At 67.6% G+C, this 19,424-nt stretch carries 18 protein-coding genes; 7 read left to right on the top strand and 11 right to left on the bottom strand.

What is annotated here, in order from left to right:
• Window positions 1-26 precede the first annotated feature (26 nt).
• Both nrdR and RDCOP1_RS02715 read right to left on the bottom strand, forming a co-directional pair.
• Window positions 27-497, bottom strand: a complete 471-nt coding sequence (nrdR, locus tag RDCOP1_RS02710; protein ID WP_072698502.1) for a transcriptional regulator NrdR — start codon at window positions 495-497, stop codon at window positions 27-29.
• 197 nt (window positions 498-694) lie between these two features.
• Entirely contained in the window at window positions 695-991 is a 297-nt protein-coding gene (locus tag RDCOP1_RS02715) for a LysM peptidoglycan-binding domain-containing protein (RefSeq protein WP_231922955.1), read from the bottom strand.
• Between the two features lie 463 nt (window positions 992-1,454).
• On the opposite strand from RDCOP1_RS02715, the gene lexA reads away from it, so the two are divergent.
• Entirely contained in the window at window positions 1,455-2,180 is a 726-nt protein-coding gene (lexA, locus tag RDCOP1_RS02720) for a transcriptional repressor LexA (protein ID WP_072698503.1), read from the top strand.
• 125 nt (window positions 2,181-2,305) lie between these two features.
• On the opposite strand, the gene RDCOP1_RS02725 is transcribed toward lexA, so the two are convergent.
• The 3 genes from RDCOP1_RS02725 to RDCOP1_RS02735 form a co-directional block, all read right to left on the bottom strand.
• On the bottom strand, window positions 2,306-3,448 hold the full coding sequence (locus RDCOP1_RS02725; RefSeq protein ID WP_072698504.1) for an acyl-CoA dehydrogenase family protein: 1,143 nt from the start codon (window positions 3,446-3,448) through the stop codon (window positions 2,306-2,308).
• A gap of 103 nt (window positions 3,449-3,551) precedes the next feature.
• Window positions 3,552-4,859 (bottom strand): uracil-xanthine permease family protein, encoded by a 1,308-nt coding sequence (locus RDCOP1_RS02730; protein WP_084722309.1) that lies wholly within the window; start codon window positions 4,857-4,859, stop codon window positions 3,552-3,554.
• A 148-nt stretch (window positions 4,860-5,007) separates the two neighbouring features.
• On the bottom strand, window positions 5,008-6,078 hold the full coding sequence (locus tag RDCOP1_RS02735; protein WP_072698505.1) for a DUF2776 family protein: 1,071 nt from the start codon (window positions 6,076-6,078) through the stop codon (window positions 5,008-5,010).
• Window positions 6,079-6,781: 703 nt separating this feature from the next.
• On the opposite strand from RDCOP1_RS02735, the gene RDCOP1_RS02740 reads away from it, so the two are divergent.
• On the top strand, window positions 6,782-7,090 hold the full coding sequence (locus RDCOP1_RS02740) for a cell wall metabolism sensor histidine kinase WalK (protein WP_072698506.1): 309 nt from the start codon (window positions 6,782-6,784) through the stop codon (window positions 7,088-7,090).
• Window positions 7,091-7,445: 355 nt separating this feature from the next.
• The gene (locus tag RDCOP1_RS02745; protein WP_169848804.1) at window positions 7,446-8,102 is read left to right on the top strand and encodes a YoaK family protein; all 657 of its coding nucleotides are present in this window, start codon (window positions 7,446-7,448) and stop codon (window positions 8,100-8,102) included.
• A 235-nt stretch (window positions 8,103-8,337) separates the two neighbouring features.
• Here the strand turns inward: RDCOP1_RS02745 and ptsP are convergent, their stop codons facing one another.
• The gene (gene ptsP, locus RDCOP1_RS02750) at window positions 8,338-10,005 is read right to left on the bottom strand and encodes a phosphoenolpyruvate--protein phosphotransferase (RefSeq protein ID WP_072698507.1); all 1,668 of its coding nucleotides are present in this window, start codon (window positions 10,003-10,005) and stop codon (window positions 8,338-8,340) included.
• A 110-nt stretch (window positions 10,006-10,115) separates the two neighbouring features.
• Between ptsP and RDCOP1_RS02755 the strand changes: the two genes are divergently transcribed.
• Genes RDCOP1_RS02755 through RDCOP1_RS02770 form a run of 4 tightly spaced genes read left to right on the top strand, consistent with a single transcriptional unit; the run spans window position 10,116 to window position 14,287 of the window.
• On the top strand, window positions 10,116-10,883 hold the full coding sequence (locus RDCOP1_RS02755) for a DeoR/GlpR family DNA-binding transcription regulator (RefSeq protein ID WP_072698508.1): 768 nt from the start codon (window positions 10,116-10,118) through the stop codon (window positions 10,881-10,883).
• The gene (locus RDCOP1_RS02760; protein WP_072698509.1) at window positions 10,880-11,881 is read left to right on the top strand and encodes a 1-phosphofructokinase family hexose kinase; all 1,002 of its coding nucleotides are present in this window, start codon (window positions 10,880-10,882) and stop codon (window positions 11,879-11,881) included. The genes RDCOP1_RS02755 and RDCOP1_RS02760 overlap by 4 nt, the downstream gene beginning before the upstream one ends.
• A 9-nt stretch (window positions 11,882-11,890) precedes the next feature.
• On the top strand, window positions 11,891-13,999 hold the full coding sequence (locus RDCOP1_RS02765) for a PTS fructose transporter subunit IIABC (RefSeq protein ID WP_072698510.1): 2,109 nt from the start codon (window positions 11,891-11,893) through the stop codon (window positions 13,997-13,999).
• A gap of 30 nt (window positions 14,000-14,029) precedes the next feature.
• Window positions 14,030-14,287, top strand: coding sequence for an HPr family phosphocarrier protein (locus RDCOP1_RS02770; protein ID WP_072698511.1), 258 nt, complete (start codon window positions 14,030-14,032; stop codon window positions 14,285-14,287).
• Here the strand turns inward: RDCOP1_RS02770 and RDCOP1_RS02775 are convergent.
• The 5 genes from RDCOP1_RS02775 to RDCOP1_RS02795 all read right to left on the bottom strand — a co-directional run bounded on the left by RDCOP1_RS02775 (window position 14,268) and on the right by RDCOP1_RS02795 (window position 19,384).
• Window positions 14,268-15,314 carry a hypothetical protein gene (locus RDCOP1_RS02775; protein ID WP_072698512.1) on the bottom strand — a complete coding sequence of 349 codons (1,047 nt, stop codon included), beginning with the start codon at window positions 15,312-15,314 and terminating at the stop codon, window positions 14,268-14,270. The two genes, RDCOP1_RS02770 and RDCOP1_RS02775, sit on opposite strands and share 20 nt — an antisense overlap.
• Window positions 15,314-16,780 carry a GTPase HflX gene (gene hflX / locus RDCOP1_RS02780; protein ID WP_072698513.1) on the bottom strand — a complete coding sequence of 489 codons (1,467 nt, stop codon included), beginning with the start codon at window positions 16,778-16,780 and terminating at the stop codon, window positions 15,314-15,316. Before hflX ends, RDCOP1_RS02775 begins: the two co-directional genes overlap by 1 nt.
• Before the next feature lie 75 nt (window positions 16,781-16,855).
• Window positions 16,856-17,722, bottom strand: a complete 867-nt coding sequence (gene dapF / locus RDCOP1_RS02785) for a diaminopimelate epimerase (RefSeq protein WP_072698862.1) — start codon at window positions 17,720-17,722, stop codon at window positions 16,856-16,858.
• A gap of 10 nt (window positions 17,723-17,732) precedes the next feature.
• A complete protein-coding gene (gene miaA, locus RDCOP1_RS02790; RefSeq protein ID WP_371836799.1) occupies window positions 17,733-18,674 on the bottom strand; it encodes a tRNA (adenosine(37)-N6)-dimethylallyltransferase MiaA in 942 nt (313 codons plus the stop codon).
• Window positions 18,671-19,384, bottom strand: a complete 714-nt coding sequence (locus RDCOP1_RS02795; protein ID WP_072698515.1) for a class III extradiol dioxygenase subunit B-like domain-containing protein — start codon at window positions 19,382-19,384, stop codon at window positions 18,671-18,673. The genes miaA and RDCOP1_RS02795 overlap by 4 nt, the downstream gene beginning before the upstream one ends.
• Between the last annotated feature and the right edge of the window lie 40 nt (window positions 19,385-19,424).

Here is a 19,424-nt window from a genome sequence, read left to right on the forward strand (position 1 = left end):
CTTCGGCTACGACGAGTCGCCGGACCTCAGTCGGCGTCGGGTACGCGCCGGCTCTGGTGCTGACGAAGCTCGCTGATCTCCCGCTCGAAATCCTCTGCGGAGCTGAAAGATCGGTACACCGACGCGAAGCGCAGGTACGCGACCTCGTCCAGATCGCGCAGCGGGCCGAGGATCGCGAGACCGACCTCGTGGCTGGGCACCTCGGGTGAGCCTTTGGCGCGGATCGTGTCTTCGACTTGCTGGGCGAGCTTGTTGAGCGCGTCGTTGTCGACATCGCGTCCCTGGCAGGCCCTCGCGACACCCCGGACGACCTTTTCGCGACTGAAGGGTTCGGTGACGCCGCTGCGCTTGACCACCGACAGTACGGCGGTCTCGACCGTGGTGAAACGACGACCGCATTCGGGGCACGCTCGGCGACGACGGATCGCGGCACCCTCGTCTGCCTCGCGCGAATCGACCACCCGAGAATCGGGATGGCGGCAATACGGGCAGTGCATGTAGGTTCCTTCGTCGCGGCCGTGAGGGCCGCGACGCCGGCTTCGAACCGATGCCGTCTTCCCGGAATCGTTGCCACCCTCGGGTGTAGCGATGCCGACGCGACCACACGGGGTGGTATGACTGACAATGCACGACAATACCCGCATGTCCGATTCGCTCGAGTGAGGCGGGTTGCCGGGCCCCGTCGTCACGGCAGTCATCCCCGGCCGGGTGCGGGCACCAGAAGCCGGTGCCCTGCTGTCAGTCCCCCCAGTCCGGCGTCGTTCATCTCCGCGATCCGCGCGAGTGTGACATCCACAGGCGCATCCGGATCGACCCGGACGGCCAGCGCAGCAGGTGTCTCCCCTTCCCGCACCACAGTCACGACGGACGCGCCGGCACCGGCGGCGACCTGAGTGGTGCGGATGTGCGCCACCGTCAGCAGTCCGGCAGTTGCGAGCGCGGTGAACACCACTGCGGCGGCCATCTGACGCCACCCGACACCGTCGGACATCGCCTCCTGCACCGGGCGCTTCGGCACAACCGCGGTGCGGCGGTAGATCGGCTCGGTCTGGAGGGCACGGCGTGGTCGGACCCGCTGATCGTGTGTTCCCCTGCTCGTCCCGCCGGCACCGACCGGTGCGGAGGCGGGCGCCTGTGGCGAACGCTTTCGCGGACGTGGACTCGCCGACCGGACCTCACCGGCCTGTCGCAGTTGTGCCGTACCCCGCCGAATCGTTGTTGCACCCATCGGAACCTCCGTGTGGAGTCGCTTCGTCGATCATGCGTTCGAGTCACCAGCGTATTCGATCACCCGTTCGAACGAAAGTATGTTCGATTTCTATCACGACCGCGTGTCGCGCGCCCCGGGTTCACGGGAAGAATCTCGAACAGGTGTTTGATATACGCGCACGATCTCGATAGATTCGTAGACAACACCAATCGCATCCGACACTCGACCCACGGAGGTCACGACCATGGCGGACGGCAACTCCGCGGAAGGCCGGAGCCGGAAGGCGGCCGACGACACGACACCCGGCCTCACCGAGCGCCAGCGCCGCGTTCTCGAGGTGATCCGGGATTCGCTCACGGTCCGGGGCTATCCCCCGAGCATCCGGGAGATCGGTGACGCGGTCGGACTGAACTCCACCTCCTCGGTGGCACACCAGCTACGCACGCTCGAGCGCAAAGGCTTCCTGCGGCGCGACGCCAACCGCCCCCGGGCCGTCGACATCCGCGGACTCGACGACAACGGGTCGGCAACGCACTCTGCCGACACCGCCGCCACCACGACCATCGCCGCGACCTCCGACCCGGATCTCATGGCCTCGGCCGCGATGGTTCCGGTGGTCGGCCGGATCGCCGCGGGCGGACCGATCCTCGCAGAGGAGTCGGTCGAAGATGTCTTCCCGCTCCCCCGTGAACTCGTCGGGCAGGGTTCACTGTTCCTGCTCAAGGTCGTCGGTCAATCGATGGTCGACGCGGCGATCTGCGACGGAGACTGGGTGGTGGTGCGTCAGCAGAACGTCGCCGACAACGGTGACATCGTTGCGGCCATGCTCGACGGTGAGGCCACCGTCAAGACTTTCAAGCGGGTGAAGAACGACGTGTGGCTCATGCCCCACAACCCGGTGTTCGAGCCCATTCCGGGTAACGACGCCGTCATTCTCGGCAAGGTCGTCACGGTCATCCGCAAGATCTGAATTCCCGGTAGCGCCCGGCATCACAGGATCGCCCGGCACGACAGAGGCCGGGGTGCCCGCCGCATATGCGGTGCACCCCGGCCCCTTCTGCGTCTCGGCTCCCGGACGGGCCGTCGGCAATCGGGTCAGATCTCGAGTCCGCGCCCGATGACTTCCTTCATGATCTCGTTCGTTCCGCCGTAGATCTTCTGCACGCGCGCGTCCAGGTAGGCGCGCGCCACGGGGTACTCGCGCATGTAGCCGTAGCCACCGTGCAGCTGCAGGCAGCGGTCGATGAGCTCGACCTGCTTGTCGGTCGTCCAGTACTTCGCCATCGCGGCTTCCTGCACCGTCAGCGTCCCGGCATTGAGCTCTTCGATGCACTTGTCGACAAACACGCGCGCGAGCTTCGTCTCCGTTGCCAGTTCGGCGAGTTCGAAGCGGGTGTTCTGGAACTTGCCGATCGGCTTGCCGAAGGCCTTGCGGTCGCGGCAGTACTGGATCGTGTCCTCGAGGACCTTCTCCATGGCCGCGGCGGCGACCACTGCGATCGACAGGCGTTCCTGCGGCAGGTTCTGCATCAGGTAGATGAAGCCCAGCCCCTCCTCACCGAGGAGGTTGGCGGCGGGCACCCGCACGTCGGTGAAGTGCAGCTCTGCGGTGTCCTGTGCGTCGAGGCCGATCTTGTCGAGGTTGCGACCCCGCTCGAAGCCGGGCATGCCGCGCTCGACGACGAGCAGCGAGAAGCCCTGCGCGCCCTTCTCCGGGTCGGTGCAGGCCACGACGATCACCAAGTCGGCGTTGATTCCGTTGGTGATGAACGTCTTCGAACCGTTGAGCACCCAGTCGTCCCCGTCGCGTACCGCGCGGGTCTTGATGCCCTGGAGGTCGCTACCGGTGCCCGGCTCGGTCATCGCGATGGCGGTGATGAGCTCACCGGAACAGAATCCCGGCAGCCAGCGCTTCTTCTGCTCCTCGTTGGTGAGCGCGAGGAGGTAGGGCGCAACCACGTCGTTGTGCAGCATGAAGCCGACGCCGCTGTAGCCGCCCCGAGTGGTCTCCTCGGTGAGAACCGTGTTGTACCGGAAGTCGTCCACTCCGCCGCCACCGAACTCCTCCGGCACGGCCATGCCGAGGAAGCCCTGCTCGCCGGCCTTCTTCCACACCTCACGGTCGACGATCTTGTCCTTCTCCCACTGCTCGTGGAAGGGGGCCACCTCCTGTTCGAGGAACTTCCGGTACGACTCCCGGAAGAGTTCGTGCTCGGGCTCGAAAAGGGTGCGTTGCATCTGCGCTCCTGTGTGTGACGGCTTCGACGTCTCAACCGTATGCACAGGAAAGTGTTGTGACGCTGACAGGAGCGAGCGAGTTTTGTGACCGCGCACGCACCCCTCAGCGGCGAAGAGTGCTCAATCGGCGCAGGATCGGGTACGCGACGAGGATGCCGATCGATCCCCACGCGATGCCGCCGAGTTCCACCGAACCGACGGAAAGCGTGAGGTCGCCGATGCCCGCGACCAGCGCCGCCGCAGCGACGGTCAGGTTCACCGGATCGGTGAAGTCGACCTTCGCCTCCATCCAGATGCGCACACCGAGAAGACCGATCAGGCCGTAGAGCACGAGTGTCGCACCGCCGAGGACACCGTCGGGCACCGTGAAGACGAGCGCGCCGAACTTCGGCGAGAACGCCAGAACCACCGCGGTCACCGCAGCCACCCAGTAGGCCGCCGTCGAGTAGACGCGCGTGGCCGCCATGACCCCGATGTTCTCCGCGTACGTCGTGGTTCCGGAACCACCGCCGGCACCGGCGAGCGTGGTGGCAAGTCCGTCGGCGAACAGAGCGTTGCCTGCCACGTCGTCGAGGCTCTTGCCGGTCATCGCCGCGACCGCCTTGACGTGTCCGACGTTCTCGGCGACCAGGACGATGACCACGGGCAGCGTCAGCAGAATCACGGACAGCTCGAAGGTCGGGCCCCGGAACTCGGGCAGCCCGAACCATGCGGCGTCGCGCATGGCATCGACGCGTTCGGACGCCAGCGACCCGGTGAGCGCGGCGAAAACCCAGCCGACGACGACGCCGACGAGGATGCCGAGTCGCCCGAGCATGCCGGGTCCGACCACCGTGACGAGGAGGATCACCACGAGCGTCACGAATGCGACCAGCGGCTGCGCTTCGAACGAACTTGCCGCTGTTGGTGCCAGATTGAGACCGATCAGCGCCACCACGGCGCCGGTGACCACCGGCGGCATGACCGCATCGATGACGTGGGCGCCGAGCGCCTTCACGAGTAGGCCGACAAGTGCCAGGACGACGCCGGCAACCAGGATCGCACCGAGCTGCGCAGCCGGTCCGGAGCCCGCGGATGCGCTGAGCGGGGCGATGAATGCGAAGGACGACCCGAGATAGCTCGGTACCCGCCCACGGGTGAGCACAAGGAACAGTGCTGTGCCGATGCCAGAGAAGAGCAGCGTCGTGGTGACCGGGAATCCGGTGATGGTCGGTACCAGCAACGTCGCGCCGAACATCGCGATGACGTGCTGCATCCCGATGCCGATGGTCCGCGGCCACGACAACCGCTCGTGCGGCGCGACGACCGCACCCTCGCTGATGTGGCGCCCGTCGCCGTGCAGCGACCATCCCAGACCGCCGAAGCGTCGGCGCTCGGTGCCGCTCTCGCGGTCTCGCTCGGCCCCGTCCACTCGCTCGGTCCCGCTCTCTCGCTCGGTCCCGCTCTCTCGCCCGGTCCCGTCCTCTTGTACGTTCACGAAACGCAATGGTAAGGCTCAGCGCCGCCGGCCGCGCAGGTCGCCCCACCCGGCGTGATCGAAGCGGGAGGCATGAGGCGAATCAATCCCCGGATGACGTGCCGCTCTCCAAGATGCTGACGATGGAGTAGAGCGAGAAGCATATCGCTCCGAGTCCCACCAGCACCCGGGCGGCGACGAACACACTCTCGTCGTCGACGGCTGCCTGGAAGACGAATGCGGCCAGGAAGAGACACGTCAGCGCCGTCACGACCGGCACCAGCGGAACCCTGTTGGCGAGGTCGAACGTTCGGCGCCAGACGAGGGCGAGCAGGCCGACCTTGCTGAGAATGCTGAAGCAGACGAGCCCTAGCCCCACCATCACAAAACCCGGCGTCTGATAGTAGTCCGGCCCGTTCCACGCGAGCAGAACGATGCCCCAGACGAAAGCGATGGTCCCCGCCGCGATCACGAGCCAGGGCCACGTGACCCGGGCCCGAGGGCGGTAGGTGTCCTGGATCTGCCGCACGATGCTCACGACCAGCCCGATCAACGCCGTACAGATCAGAGCCAGTCCTGCCACGACGTGCCCCACGGTGAAACGCGCCGGCGTCGTTCCGAGTGCCAGGTTGGTGATCGCGAAGGCCCAGGCCACGATCGCAAGGAACACGGGAATCAGGCACAGCACCAGCGCAGTGGTCGGAGAGAAGGCCGAATCCGGTGGCTCTCTGTCCCCCTCCGGCTTCGGCAGCCGTGAATTCTGCGGGATGAGCGAGAACTTCGTCGACGCGGTCGCAACGGTCGCGACACACCCACTGATCAGTCCGAGTCCGAACACCACGTGACCCGCCACATAGTCCGGGCTCTCCCCCGCACTCGATGCTCCGAGGAAGAGTGAGATGCCGAACGCCGCGGTTCCGACCGCCACCGAGTAACCGAGTACCGGAAAGAGAACCCGGTCTGCCGCTGTGAACCGGCCGATCAGCTGGCGGATGATGGTCGCCGCAGTGCAGTACAGGCACAGGCAGATCGATGCGAGGAAAGTGACGATTGGGCCGGCCACCGAATGCGACGCGTCGGCCGTGGTGGTCCAGATATCGACGCCGTAGCCGAGGCACACCGCCATCATGGCGAGCGGGATCGCCCTGAAAATGACGCTCACCCAATAGTTCACACGAATTACTCCTTCGAGGCAGTGCATGGCGTGGGATCACTCGGGTGAGATCAGTACAGCACGCCGCGACAGACCACTCCGTCGGATTCAGCCGTTGCGCAACCGACTTCCCCACTTCCGCGCCTGCACGTGCGGCGCGGGCCACGAGCCCGAGGACAGCCGGCCGCCGAGGATCGGTGAGCGCGGCCGGGCTGCGGCGACATCCGGTCGGCGGCCATCGGTACTGGGCCGGTTCGTCGGTGCCGACGCGGCGAGCCGGATACCGCGGACACGAGCGCGTGGACCGTGTGGCGCACCTGACCAGGGCGGGTCGGGCGTGGTGAGACGCTCGCACCCTCCGACGCGCCGAGCGCACGATCAGGCAACTACTCGATAAATCTGCGCACTTACGATTACTTCACCGAAGAGGATTCGACCCGAGTATCGTTGCGTAGACCGGGATTGGAACAAGACCCGGATCGGAAAGAGTGTGACCCCGTCACCCGGTTTACGGTGAGGGACCATTCGGAATCCGCGGAAAAGTCGGATGCTTTTGACATTTGGCGTATTACGCCCGTTTGGCGACGTTTCGCCGATGTACGACCGCAGCGCCCACGCATCCCGGGCCTGCCGACATAAGCGCCATACGTAGCTGGGCTTTTCGTAAAGGCTGATCCGCAAACATATCCGGAACGCACCGCCCAACCGAATCGACGGAGGACCGATGACTTTCGAGAACCGCCTCGCCTGCGTGATCGCTGCAGACGGCACCATCGCACGCGGCTACCTGATAGCGGATTGCGAGTTGGCCGGGGAGAACGAATACATCCTGACCTGGAAAGTCCCACTGCAGGGGGAGGCCAAAACCAACTTCGCAGGGACCATCGGCAGCGCACTGACCGAGCCCGTCGAACCGGGCCTCATCACCGTGTCACTGGACGAAGATCCGAATCGTATGAGGGTCCACACCTACGACGCGACCGGTAAGCCTGCTGCCCGGCCCTTCCACATCGCCTGTTTCCGCGATCAGTAGGCGGACCGGTCCCTGTCCCCAACCGCGCGCTTCGCCTGCGCGGCCGAGTGCCGCTGCGCTTCTGTTCGAAGTCGGAAGACGGCTCCGACCCGCAGCGCAGTGTTCGAATACCGCCCCGTCGAACGAACACGGAACATCGACGCGGCGACCTTCGATACGAATGTCCGATCCCCCGAAGACGATCGGCTCACCACACACGACACCGGACCCGGACCCTTCCGCGTCGTCTGCGCATGGCTGAGCCCTGTACCGGCTAGGGCCCGATGAGCGCAGCTCGCCCAGTGTTCCCCCAGCCTGCAGCGATGTTGTCGGGCATGCGGAAGCATCTGGCGACTCGACCGAAGGGTTTGGGCGCGTGATCAAGGCAATCGCTCATCTGCGCTCATCGGACGTTCTGCTCGGCGTCTGGCTCCTGAGCCTGGGTGGTTTCGTGGACGCGGTCGCCTTCGTAGTGTTGCAAGGCAACTTCGTGGCCTTCATGTCCGGCAATACAACCATCCTCGCCTCGTCGACCGCGACCGGCCACTGGTCCCTTGCGGGCCTGTCCGCCCTGCTGATCTGCCTGTTTTTCGCTGGATGCCTGACCGGCGCCGCCATCGTGCGGTGGGGCGGGTCAGCCGCCCACCGGGTGCTGATGACCTCGGTCACGCTCATGACCCTGGCCGGTGCGATCGTGGCGAACACGACATCGACGTGGTCGGGAACGCTGTTGCTCGCGGTCGTCGGTGGGTTGACCAACTCGGCACTGGCAACGAACTCCGACGTGCATGTCGGCCTGACCTACGTGACCGGCACCCTCGTCAAGGCCGCGCACCAACTGGTAGCCGGCATCCGCACCACGCACCCGTGGAGTTGGCTCGCTACCATCGGCTACTGGTTCGCCTTCGCCGTCGGCGCGACCCTCGGCGGCCTCACCTTCCACCGGCTCGGACCGGCAGCACTCTGGGTCGCGGTCGGCTTGGCTGCGGTTGCCTGCGTCCTACCCTCCCGAGCCGAGATCACCGAAGCGTAGATCCGCGCGAGAGCCCCCGCCGCACCATCGGGCCCCGTCGACGACGACCGAACCCCCACAACGTCCTCGAGACTTCGGGGATCGGACGCGGCTCGAGTGCAGGATTGTTCCTCGCCACGAGCTGGGATTGTGCACCGCAACACCCGGATCGCCGGCGGGTAGCCGACTTCTGCATGGACGGTGACATGCTCGCGGTGGCGTCATGGTTGGGGCGGTAGTGAGTTCCGCCGTCCAGTCACTCGAGGATGCGGTTCGCCACCGACCGTGCCTCTGCTGCGTCGACGGCATTGAGCACCGCCTCGGCGGCCTCACGGCAGCGGTCCATCGTCACCGTCGACAACCGCGCCCCCACGGGTGCGACAGCGGACGCCGCGCACGACAGCGACGTCACGCCCATACCGGCCAGGACGCACGCGAGGAGCGGGTCCGCCCCCGCCTCGCCGCACACCCCCACCGGTTTACCCACGACTGCTCCCGCGCGCGCCGTCTGCGCGACCAGCATCAGAACGGCAGGTTGCCACGATGTGGTGAGGGCGGCAAGCTGCGGGGACATCCGGTCTGCCGCGAGCGTGTACTGGGCGAGATCGTTGGTGCCGATCGAGAGAAAGTCGACGTGCTCGAGCAACCGGTCGGCCATCAGGGCGGCCGCCGGTATCTCGACCATGACGCCCGGGGAGAGATCGCGTTCCCGGACGAGCGCGGCGAACTCCGCGGCTTCGCCGATCGTCGCGATCATCGGAGCCATCACCCACGGGGACGCGCCGGTGCGGCGAGCGGCTTCGGCGACGGCGTCGAGTTGGCGTTCGAGGATGCCCGGTGCGGCAGAGGTGATCCTGATACCTCGCACGCCGAGCGCGGGGTTCGGCTCCTCGGGATGATTGGCGAAGCGCAACGGTTTGTCGGATCCGGCGTCGAGGGTGCGGACGACGACCTTCCGTCCGGCATACGCGTCGAACACCTCCGCGTAGATGTCGGCCTGCTCTGCCACCGTCGGCTCGGTTTCCCGTTCCAGGAAACACAATTCGGTCCGGAACAGGCCGACGCCCTGCGCGGGAGTTTCGCGCGCGGCGCGGGCGCCCGCTCCGTCCTGGACGTTGGCAAGGATGTCGACGGGGTAACCGTCCGCCGTGGCACCCGGCCCTGTCCATGCGGCGGTGCGTTCACGCTCGGCGCGGTCGTTGCGGACCGCCGCGTCGGCTTCGTCCTTGTCCGGTTCGATAACGATCCGGCCCGTCGAACCGTCGAGCAGGACGGACGTCCCGGCGGGCACTGCGTCGAGCCCCCCGGCCGCGACCACGCACGGGATCCCGAGCTGGCGGGCGATGATCGCGGTGTGGCTGGTCGGACCACCGAGGGTCGTCGCGATCGCCACGACGAGCGTGGGGTCCAGACCCGCGGTGTCTGCGGGTGCCAGGTCGTCGGAGAACAGGACCGACGGCACCTCCGGAAGCTCGAGGCCGGGCTCGGGCAGACCCTCGAGTTCGGAGATCACACGGTCGCGCACATCGAACAGATCGGTGACACGTTCGGCCTGCAGCCCGCCCATTTTCTCGAAGATCCCGGCGAACTGTTCCGTGGCCGCGGTAGCAGCCGAGACGGCATCGGATCCGGACCGGATGCGGGTCGTCGCCGCACCTCGCCATGCCCGGTCCTCCGCGAGCATCGCGGTGGCCGCGAGCACCTCGGCGGCCGCTCCTGTCGCGCGGGACGACCTGACTCGGAGGCGTTCCGCGACGTCGGCGACCGCACTTTCGAAGCGAGCGACCTCTGCTTCGCGGGCCGTATCGGGAATCGACACGGGCTCCGGAGGCACGACCGGCCGCGGTGCAGGGCGAATCACCGGACCGAAGCCGATGCCCGGCACAACCGGCGTGCCGGACAGGACGCGTGCCGTGTTGTCCATGGATACCTCCTCGCAGGGACCAATGTGATCGAGATTACTCCAAAGCCTTGACATGTCAACACATACGGGCGTAAAACAACATAAAGCAACAGAATCGGATTGGGGTGAGGGTGTACGCGGAGGAACGCCAGCGGGCCATAGCCGACCTGATCGGCCGCCGGGGACGCATGTCCGTCGCCGCGCTTGCCGATCGGTACGGCGTCACTACCGAAACGGTGCGGCGCGACCTCGCGCTGCTCGAGCGTCTCGGCCACGTCCGCCGGGTCCACGGCGGCGCGATTCCGTTCGCTGCGCTCACCGTCACCGAGCCGGAGCTCGCGGATCGGGAACACTCGCGGGCCGACCAGAAGGACCGGATAGCCGCCGCCGCTGCCGCCTACCTGCCACCGTCCGGTGGCAGTGTCGTGTTCGACGCGGGAACCACAACCGGCAGGATCGTCTCGGCACTGCCCACCGATACCGATCTGACGATCGTGACGAATTCGGTTCCCGTCGCCGCCCGCCTCGCGGCACTCCCCTCCGTCCAGCTGCACCTGATCGGTGGGCGAGTGCGCGGAGTGACACAGGCCACGGTCGGGGCGGATGCACTGCAGTTCCTCGACACCCTCCATGTCGACGTCGCTTTCGTCGGAACCAACGCGCTCACCGTCGAGCACGGGCTGAGCACTCCCGATGCAGACGAAGCCGCCGTCAAGCGTTCCATCGTCCGCTGCGCGGAACGCGTTGTGGTGGTGACAGATTCGTCCAAAGTCGGACGCCGTAATCTCCTCCGTTTTGCGCCGATCTCCGCCGTCGACGTCCTCGTGACCGACAGCGAGATCGAAGAAACGGACCACAAGCAACTCGCCGAACTCGGAATCGAGGTGGTGATCGCATGATCGTCACATTGACGGCCAACCCCAGCCTGGACCGCACCGTCGCACTCAACGGGACGCTCGCTCGTGGTGCGGTTCTGCGGACCACCGGGACCACTGTCGACCCCGGCGGCAAGGGCATCAACGTCGCACGCGTCCTGCGACGCGCCGGACTCGACGTGCTCGCTGTGCTCCCCGCCGACCACGGGGATCCACTGCTGACCGCACTCGACGAGCGCGCGCTGCCGTACGTCGCGGTCGCGACCTCCGGGCCGGCACGCAACAACATCACCATCGCCGAACCGGACGGCACCACCACCAAGCTCAACGAACCGGGGCACACCTGCACCGGCCGCACCCTCGGCGAACTCCACACGGCCGTCCTGAACGCCGCGTGCGGCGCGACCTGGGCGGTCCTGTGCGGTTCACTGCCCCCGGGCATCCCCGACACCTGGTATGCCGACTTGGTCACGGCCATGCGCAGCCTCGGATGCCGCGTCGCCGTGGACACCTCGGAAGCGCCGCTGCTCGCGCTCGCGGAACAACTGCCGACTTCCGCTCCGGACCTCATCAAGCCCAACTCCGACGAACTCGCCCAGCTCACGGGCGCTGACGCCACAGCCTTGGAAGCCGGCGCGGCAGCCGGTGATCTGGGCCCCGTGATCGACGCGGGACAGGTGCTGGTCCAGCGGGGCGTCGGCGCGGTGCTCGCGACACTCGGCGCAGCAGGTGCCGTTCTCGTCACGAGCGAAGGCGCATGGCACGCGTCGACGACGAGCGCGACGGTGCGAAGCACCGTTGGGGCGGGCGACTCGTCCCTGGCCGGGTATCTCGTCGCCGAACAAGCCGGAGAGCTTCCCGGCGAATGCCTGCGGCACGCGGTGGCATACGGCAGCGCCGCAGTCGCATTGCCCGGCACCGAACTTCCCGGTCCCGAATCGGTCGATCCGAGCGCCGTTCGCATCACCGAGTTCCAGGACCGGCCCGAACCACCCGCCCACGTTCTACCCTCCCACCCGTAAGGACACGTCATGACACACAGCGCATCTGAAGATCGCCCGGCGATCATCGACGTGGACCTCATCGCACTCGATGTCGATCTGGGGTCCGACAAGGCGTCGGTCGTTGCGGCACTCGCGGGACGCCTCGCATCCGCCGGTCGCGCCTCCGACGCCGAAGCACTCGCCGCGTCGGTACTCGATCGGGAATCCAAGTCCGCCACAGGTCTTCCCGGCGGACTCGCGATTCCGCACGCCCGGGCAGACTCCGTCACCACGCCGTCGCTGGCCTTCGCGCGATTGTCGCCGAAGGTCGATTTCGGCGCCCCCGACGGGCCGGCCGACCTCGTGTTCCTCATCGCCGCTCCCGAGGGTGCCGGCGCCGATCACATGAAGGTGCTCACCGCACTCGCGCGGGCGCTGGTGCGTCCGGACTTCGTGGCGTCGTTGCGCGACGCGAACTCCGCCGACGATGTCATCGCGCTGGTCCGCAGTGTCCTGCCACCCGAGACAACCGCGACCGGAGGTGAGACCGGGACGACAAGCACCTCTGCGACATCGGCGGGAGACACCACCAACTCGCCGGCGGGTGCTGTCGCGAGCACGCGAGCCGGTGACGGTGCCGGAGAATCGGCTGGCGCAGGATCGCGGACGCTCGTCGCGGTGACCGCCTGCCCGACCGGTATCGCGCACACCTACATGGCCGCCGACGCACTGACCGCCGCCGCCGAGCGTGCCGGCGTCACGCTGCGGGTCGAGACCCAGGGTTCGAGCGGAAGCACACCGCTTCCCGCGTCGGTTATCGCCGATGCGGACGCGGTGATCTTCGCGACCGACGTCGGCGTCAAGGGACGCGAACGCTTCGGCGGCAAGCCGGTGATCGCATCCGGTGTCAAGCGTGCGATCAACGAACCCGACGCCATGATCGCCGAGGCGCTGCGGGCCGCATCCGATCCGTCGGCGAACACCGTCGAGCGCGGGTCCGCGGCCGCCGCACCGGAAGGCGGCGACACCGGAACCGAATTGGGATGGGGCACCCGCCTCCGGCAGATCCTGCTCACCGGTGTGAGCTACATGATCCCGTTCGTCGCTGCCGGTGGCCTGCTCATCGCGCTCGGCTTCCTGCTCGGCGGGCACAACATCGGCGACGTCGCCGCCGACATCGTCCTGGACAACAGCCTCGGCAACCTGCCCGACGGCGGACTCGGGGCATATCTCGGCGCGGTGCTGTACCAGATCGGATCACTGGCATTCTCGTTCCTGGTACCGGCCCTCGCCGGATACATCGCATTCGCGATCGCCGACAGGCCCGGTCTGGCACCGGGTTTCACAGCCGGTGCGGTTGCCGTCTTCGTCGGCGCGGGTTTCATCGGCGGCCTGATCGGTGGTCTCATCGGTGGCTTCGCGGCACTGTGGGTGGCCAAGATCCCGCTGCCCTCCTGGGCGCGTGGCCTGATGCCTGTGGTCATCATTCCGCTGCTCGCGAGCCTCATCGTCGGTGCCCTGATGTTCATGCTGCTCGGCCGGCCGCTCGCGGCCGTGACCACCGGGCTGACCGACTGGCTCAACGGTCTCTCGGGCGGTTCGGCGGTGTTCCTCGGCGTCATCCTCGGCCTGATGATGTGCTTCGACCTCGGTGGCCCGGTCAACAAGGCCGCATACGCATTCGCAGTCGCGGGCCTGGACGTGAGCAACATCGCATCGCTGCAGATCATGGCCGCAGTCATGGCGGCCGGTATGGTGCCGCCGCTCGCGATGGCTTTGTCCTCGACCATCCGGCCACGTCTCTACAGCGAGGCCGAACGTGAGAACGGCAAGGCGGCGTGGTTGCTCGGCGCATCGTTCATCTCGGAGGGCGCGATCCCGTTCGCCGCGGCAGACCCGTTCCGGGTCATCCCGTCGATGATGCTCGGCGGTGCGCTCACCGGCGGTCTCGTGATGGCCACGGGCGTCACGTTGTCGGCGCCGCACGGCGGACTGTTCGTCCTGTTCGCCATGACCAACGCGGTGTGGTTCCTCCTCGCCCTGGCCGCGGGGACGATCGTGGGGGGAATCGCCGTCACCATCGCCAAGGAAGTCACCCACACCACCGACGCCATCGCCGACGAGCCGGATCTGCAACCCACCGCCGTCCGGTCCTGACCAGCCACGTCCGCAATCGAAGGAGAACCCATGCCCAGCACCACCGTCGCCGTCGGCTCGTCGATCGGCCTGCACGCCCGCCCCGCCGGAATCATCGCCGAAGCCGTGGTGGCATCGGGAGTTCCCGTCACGCTCTCGGTGGACGGAGGCGAGCCGGTGGACGCTGGGTCGGCTCTGATGATCATGACGCTCGGTGCGTCACAGGGCGCCGAGGTCACCGTCACGTGTGAAGACGAGGCTGTGCTCGACCAAGTGACGAAGTTGGTGGCTACCGACCTCGACGCCTGAGCGTCACCACCGCGGCGACGGCGAGCGCGGCAACCGCCACGACCACGCCGCCCACCACCGGTAACACCGCGGTCGACCTCTCTTCGTCGCCGGCGCCCTCGGGGGCGTCGGCGACGAAGAGGTCGGTCACCCCGCGCAGAATCTGAATCGGGGGCTGGACCGCGAACTCGGAGGCCGCTTCGGAGGCGGTCAACAGGTCACCGTCCGACGTGAAGGCGATCGCCTCTCCCTGCGGTTCTCCCGCGACGGCGATCCGCAGGTCGGGACCCGAGGACAGTGCCGCAGAGATATCGCGGTCGGGCGCGTGGAACAGGTAGACATCCGTGTAGGTGCGCACCGCGGCGACCGTTCCGTCCTCGCTGACCGCTCCCCCGGTGATCATCGAGGAGGAGGCTCCGGGGATCGGTCCGCCCGGTGTGTCGGTGGGGCCGAGAGCAAGAGTCCCGATCCGCTCGAGGTCTGTAGGACCGGGCGACTCCAGTTCCGCCGTCGTGCGGTTGCCGGCGGGCCGGTAGATTCCGCTCGGCCCGAACAACGACTTCGTGACGATCACGGGAACCCCTTGCTGGGAGACGAGCAGCGTCTCCGCGTCCTGGGGGCCGTCGAGGTACCGGAGGCGATACAGGTTTCCGGTACCGGAATCGGGGTCCACCGAGATCAGCGCGACGGTCTGCCGGCTCCGGGTGTTGTCACCGAGGTCGGCGAGCCACAACCGGCCGTCGGGCCCGATCGACATGTCTTCCACGTCGTACGGATCGGCTGGAGCCGAGAGTCGCTGCAGCACGGCGCAATCGGAGTCGAGTTCGACGATCCGCTCGTCGGCACCGGCGTCGGGTGTCGCGAAGAGCCGGCCACCGGCCGCCGCCAGGCCCGACAGTTCGGCCAGCGCCGGATCATTCGGAACGCACAACACCTCCGGTGTCACATCCGCGGACGGAACCTGACTGTCGTCGGCCGCGGCGGGAGCAGCGAACACAACGGCGACGAGGAGCGGCGCCCACGCCACCGAGCTGCGCACACCGCGCATCAGGCGGCGTATTCGCCCAATGCCGACGCGAGCGCCATCGGAACCCGGGCATGCACGCGGGTGCCGTCCGCTTCGTGTGCCGAGTCCAGGATCTGCCCATCGGAATGGATACGGGCGATCAGATCTCCCCGGGTGTACGGAACGAGGACCTTCACCTCCACGTCGGGATCCTCGAGGATCTCGGCTAGGCGCGTGCGTAGCTCGTCGATCCCCTCTCCCGTCCGGGCGGAGATGAAGACCGCATCGGTCAGGAGCCCACGGAGCTGGGTGAGGGTCACCGGATCGGCCGCGTCGATCTTGTTGACGACGATCAGTTCGGGCGGCGGCGGGGCATCGCTTTCCCGCAGCACCTCGGTCACGACCTCACGCACGGCCTTGATCTGCTCGGTGGGCATCGGATCCGAACCGTCGACGACGTGCAGCAGCAGATCGGCATCGGCGACCTCTTCGAGCGTCGACCGGAACGCCTCGACCAGCTGGGTCGGAAGGTGCCGAACGAAGCCGACCGTGTCGGTGAAAACCAGTTCACGGCCGTCGGGCAGTGCCGCTCGGCGGGTCGTCGGGTCGAGCGTCGCGAACAGCGCATTCTGCACCAGGACACCCGATCCGGTGAGCGCGTTGAGCAGACTCGACTTACCGGCGTTGGTGTAGCCGACGATCGCCACCGAAGGGATCCGGTTGCGCAACCGCCGGGTCCGCTTGGTGTCGCGGGCAGCTTTCATACCCTTGATCTCGCGCCGCAGTTTCGCCATCCGTTCACGGATACGGCGACGGTCCGTCTCGATCTTCGTCTCGCCGGGACCACGCAGGCCGACTCCCCCGTTGCTGCCGGCACGACCACCCGCCTGGCGGGACATCGATTCACCCCAGCCGCGCAACCGCGGCAGCATGTACTCCATCTGCGCGAGCGAGACCTGCGCCTTACCTTCGCGTGAGGTCGCGTGCTGAGCGAAGATGTCGAGAATCAGCGCGGTCCGGTCGATGACCTTGACCTTCACGACCTTCTCGAGCGCGGTCAGCTGTGCCGGGGTGAGCTCACCGTCGCAGATGACGGTGTCTGCCCCGGTGGCCAGGACGATCTGACGGAGTTCCTCCGCCTTGCCCGAGCCGATGTAGGTTGCCGCATCGGGCTTGTCCCGACGCTGGATCAGCCCGTCGAGCACCTCCGAGCCCGCGGTTTCCGCCAACGCGGCGAGTTCGGCGAGACTCGCGTCCGCCTGTTCTGCCGTGCCACCGGTCCAGACGCCGACGAGCACGACTCGCTCGAGCCTGAGCTGGCGGTATTCGACCTCGGTGACGTCTTCGAGTTCGGTGGACAGACCGGCCACGCGCCGGAGGGCGGTGCGTTCGTCCAACTGCATCTCACCGACGGACGGATCGTCGACGGACCATTCTCCGTGTGCGCTGTCGGCGACGTCGGATGTGTCTTCTGGGGTGGCACGCTCGGTGCGCGATGTGTTTGTCATACATCTCCATGTTCCCATGAAGCCCGAACAGATGCATTCGGGTTTTGTGTCGCGTTCACCTGGGGCTTCGCCGCGTCACCCGAGCGACGACCACCACTCGTCACCGAGCTCGCCCGATGCGACGAGAACGGACGGTCCGCGCAGCCACGCGCGGCCCTTCTCGATGCGGACGTCGACGGAACCGCCGGGGATGCGGACCTGCACGACCCCTTCGTCGCTGCCGTCGTATCGCAGCGCCGCGGCCGCCGCGGCCACGGTCCCTGTGCCGCAGGACCGGGTCTCCCCCACTCCCCGCTCGTGCACTCGCATGTGCACCGACCCGGACAGGATCGGGGTGAGGAACTCGATGTTGACTCCCTGCGGGAAGAAGCCGGGGTCGAAGCCGGGCGCGGTCAGATCGAGCGTCGCGAGTCCCGCCTCGGTCAGATTCGGATCCACACACGCCAGATGCGGGTTACCCACGTCGATGCCGATGCCGCTGTAGACCCGGCCGTCGAGCGTCGCGGTGGAGTCGCCGAGTTGCCGCACGACGCCCATGTCCACGGTCACGTCACCGAACACGGGTCCCGCCGCGTGGACCTGTACGGGCTTTCCCCCCGCTCGGCTGCCGACCACGAATTCCGGCCTGGTCTCGAGCCGGTGAGCGGTGAGGTAGTGCGCGAACACACGCACCCCGTTGCCGCACATCTCGGCGATCGACCCGTCGGCGTTGCGGTAGTCCATGAACCAGTCGTCGGCGCCCGTGCCCTCGGGGAGTCCGGGAAGCACGCCTGCGGCGACGAGGGCGCCGCCGCGCGCGACGCGCAGGACCCCGTCGGCGCCGAGGCCGCGCCGGCGGTCGCACAGAGCCGCGACCCGCTCGGGTGCTAGGTCGAGCCGTGCGTCCGGGTCGGGAAGGATCACGAAGTCGTTCTCGGTGCCGTGTCCTTTGCTGAACTCCATACCGGTCACCTTATCGAGTACCGGGCGTGCCACCGGTCTGCGCGTCCGTCACGGCACGTAGCGCTGAGGCCGTGAGTTCCGGATCGGCGCCGTCGAGCCAGTGGATACGCGGATCGCGGCGGAACCACGAACGCTGGCGCCGGACATAACGCCGCGTCCCGATGAACGTGCGTTCCCGGGCGTGGGCGAGGTCGTATTCACCGTCGAGATACTCGATGACTTGGGCGTACCCGATTGCGCGGCGAGCCGTGACACCGTCGCGCAACCCGTGTTCGAGCAGTGTCCGCACCTCGTCCACGAGTCCGTGCTCGAACATCTTGTCGGTGCGTTCGGCGATGCGCCGGTCCAGTTCTTCGGTCTCACGGTCGACACCGAGAATCACCGTGTCCCACCGCGGTTCCCCGATGGTCGGTTGCGACGCGGCGAACGGCAGGCCGGTGAGTTCGACGACCTCGAGCGCACGCACCATCCGCCTGCCGTCGGTGGGAAGGATCGTCTCGGCCGCGACGGGATCGGATCGCTTCAGCGCCTCGTGCACCGCCGCGGGACCACCGTCCTCGAGCACCGCTTCCCACTTGGCCCGAACCTGGGGGTCGGTCGCCGGGAACTGCCACTCGTCCAGCAGAGCCTGCACGTACATCATCGACCCGCCGACGACGACGGGCACACGGCCACGGGCACGTATCGCGTCGATGTCGGCGGTCGCGGCGCTCTGATAGCGCGCGACCGTGGCGGTCTCGGTGACGTCGAGCACGTCGAGTTGATGGTGCGGAATCCCGCGCCGCTCCTCCACCGGGAGTTTCGCGGTCCCGATGTCCATGCCGCGGTACTGCTGCATCGCGTCGATGTTGACGATCTCGCCGCCCAGCGCTTCGGCGAGGTCGAGTCCGAGATCCGACTTCCCCGTCGCGGTGGGTCCGACCACGGCGATCGGGCGCACCGAGTCGTTCACGGACACCACATCCCCGCGTGATAGCCGACGCCGTACGGCGCTGCGCTATAGGTGACGGTCGCGGAGTCCGGTGGCGCGGTGAACACCCCGGCCAAGGTCTGCCAGGCCGCCCGCCCGCCGAGCCGGACCTCCGAGCACAGGCCGGGGTCGAGCGCGAGGAGGGCGTCGGGGTCGCCCGCGGTCAGAGCGTCCGCGAGACCTGCGTCGACGGTCCCGGACCTCGGGTCGAACGCTCCCGGAGCCTTCGCGGTGAGGGTCGCGGGACCGTCTGCGACGACGAGCAGGGCCCGTGGGACGGAATCGGCATCGAGGCGCTCCCGGAGCTTTTCGCCCAGGTTGACGCAGGTGCCGGGGTCGGTGTCGTCTGCGAGGATGTGCACCTCGACCGAGGTGCGCGGAGCGACCCGGTCCCGCATCCATCCGGCGACGAGGGCAGCGAGCGGCAGTTCCGGATCGGGTTCGCCCGCGGCGGCCGGTCCCAGCGCGACCGGGACGTCGGCGCCGTATCCACGAAAGGTGCCGCGCGCCGTGGGGAGAACCTCGGTGGAGGTGTCTCCGGTGCCCACAACGACCCAGTCGGTGGCCGCCGCGAGTTGTCGGGCGATGTCGAGCACTGCTCGCCGCAACTCGTCGGTTTCGGCCACGGCGAGACCGTTGAGCTCCGGAACGAGCAACGGTGGGGAGGGCACGAACGCCCCGGCGATGAACACACCGGCAACCGTAGTCGACCGGACCCGGCGCCCTGCACAG

The sequence above is a fragment of the Rhodococcus coprophilus NBRC 100603 genome (genome assembly GCF_001895045.1).
Classification (GTDB): domain Bacteria; phylum Actinomycetota; class Actinomycetes; order Mycobacteriales; family Mycobacteriaceae; genus Rhodococcus; species Rhodococcus coprophilus.

What these genes read in the sequence shown, in the direction of transcription:
- nrdR (WP_072698502.1), bottom strand. Translation starts at nt 497, where the DNA reads ATGCACTGCCCGTATTGCCGCCATCCCGATTCTCGGGTGGTCGATTCG.
- RDCOP1_RS02715 (WP_231922955.1), bottom strand. Translation starts at nt 991, where the DNA reads ATGTCCGACGGTGTCGGGTGGCGTCAGATGGCCGCCGCAGTGGTGTTC.
- lexA (WP_072698503.1), top strand. Translation starts at nt 1,455, where the DNA reads ATGGCGGACGGCAACTCCGCGGAAGGCCGGAGCCGGAAGGCGGCCGAC.
- RDCOP1_RS02725 (WP_072698504.1), bottom strand. Translation starts at nt 3,448, where the DNA reads ATGCAACGCACCCTTTTCGAGCCCGAGCACGAACTCTTCCGGGAGTCG.
- RDCOP1_RS02740 (WP_072698506.1), top strand. Translation starts at nt 6,782, where the DNA reads ATGACTTTCGAGAACCGCCTCGCCTGCGTGATCGCTGCAGACGGCACC.
- ptsP (WP_072698507.1), bottom strand. Translation starts at nt 10,005, where the DNA reads ATGGACAACACGGCACGCGTCCTGTCCGGCACGCCGGTTGTGCCGGGC.
- RDCOP1_RS02760 (WP_072698509.1), top strand. Translation starts at nt 10,880, where the DNA reads ATGATCGTCACATTGACGGCCAACCCCAGCCTGGACCGCACCGTCGCA.
- RDCOP1_RS02765 (WP_072698510.1), top strand. Translation starts at nt 11,891, where the DNA reads ATGACACACAGCGCATCTGAAGATCGCCCGGCGATCATCGACGTGGAC.
- RDCOP1_RS02770 (WP_072698511.1), top strand. Translation starts at nt 14,030, where the DNA reads ATGCCCAGCACCACCGTCGCCGTCGGCTCGTCGATCGGCCTGCACGCC.
- RDCOP1_RS02775 (WP_072698512.1), bottom strand. Translation starts at nt 15,314, where the DNA reads ATGCGCGGTGTGCGCAGCTCGGTGGCGTGGGCGCCGCTCCTCGTCGCC.
- hflX (WP_072698513.1), bottom strand. Translation starts at nt 16,780, where the DNA reads ATGACAAACACATCGCGCACCGAGCGTGCCACCCCAGAAGACACATCC.
- dapF (WP_072698862.1), bottom strand. Translation starts at nt 17,722, where the DNA reads ATGGAGTTCAGCAAAGGACACGGCACCGAGAACGACTTCGTGATCCTT.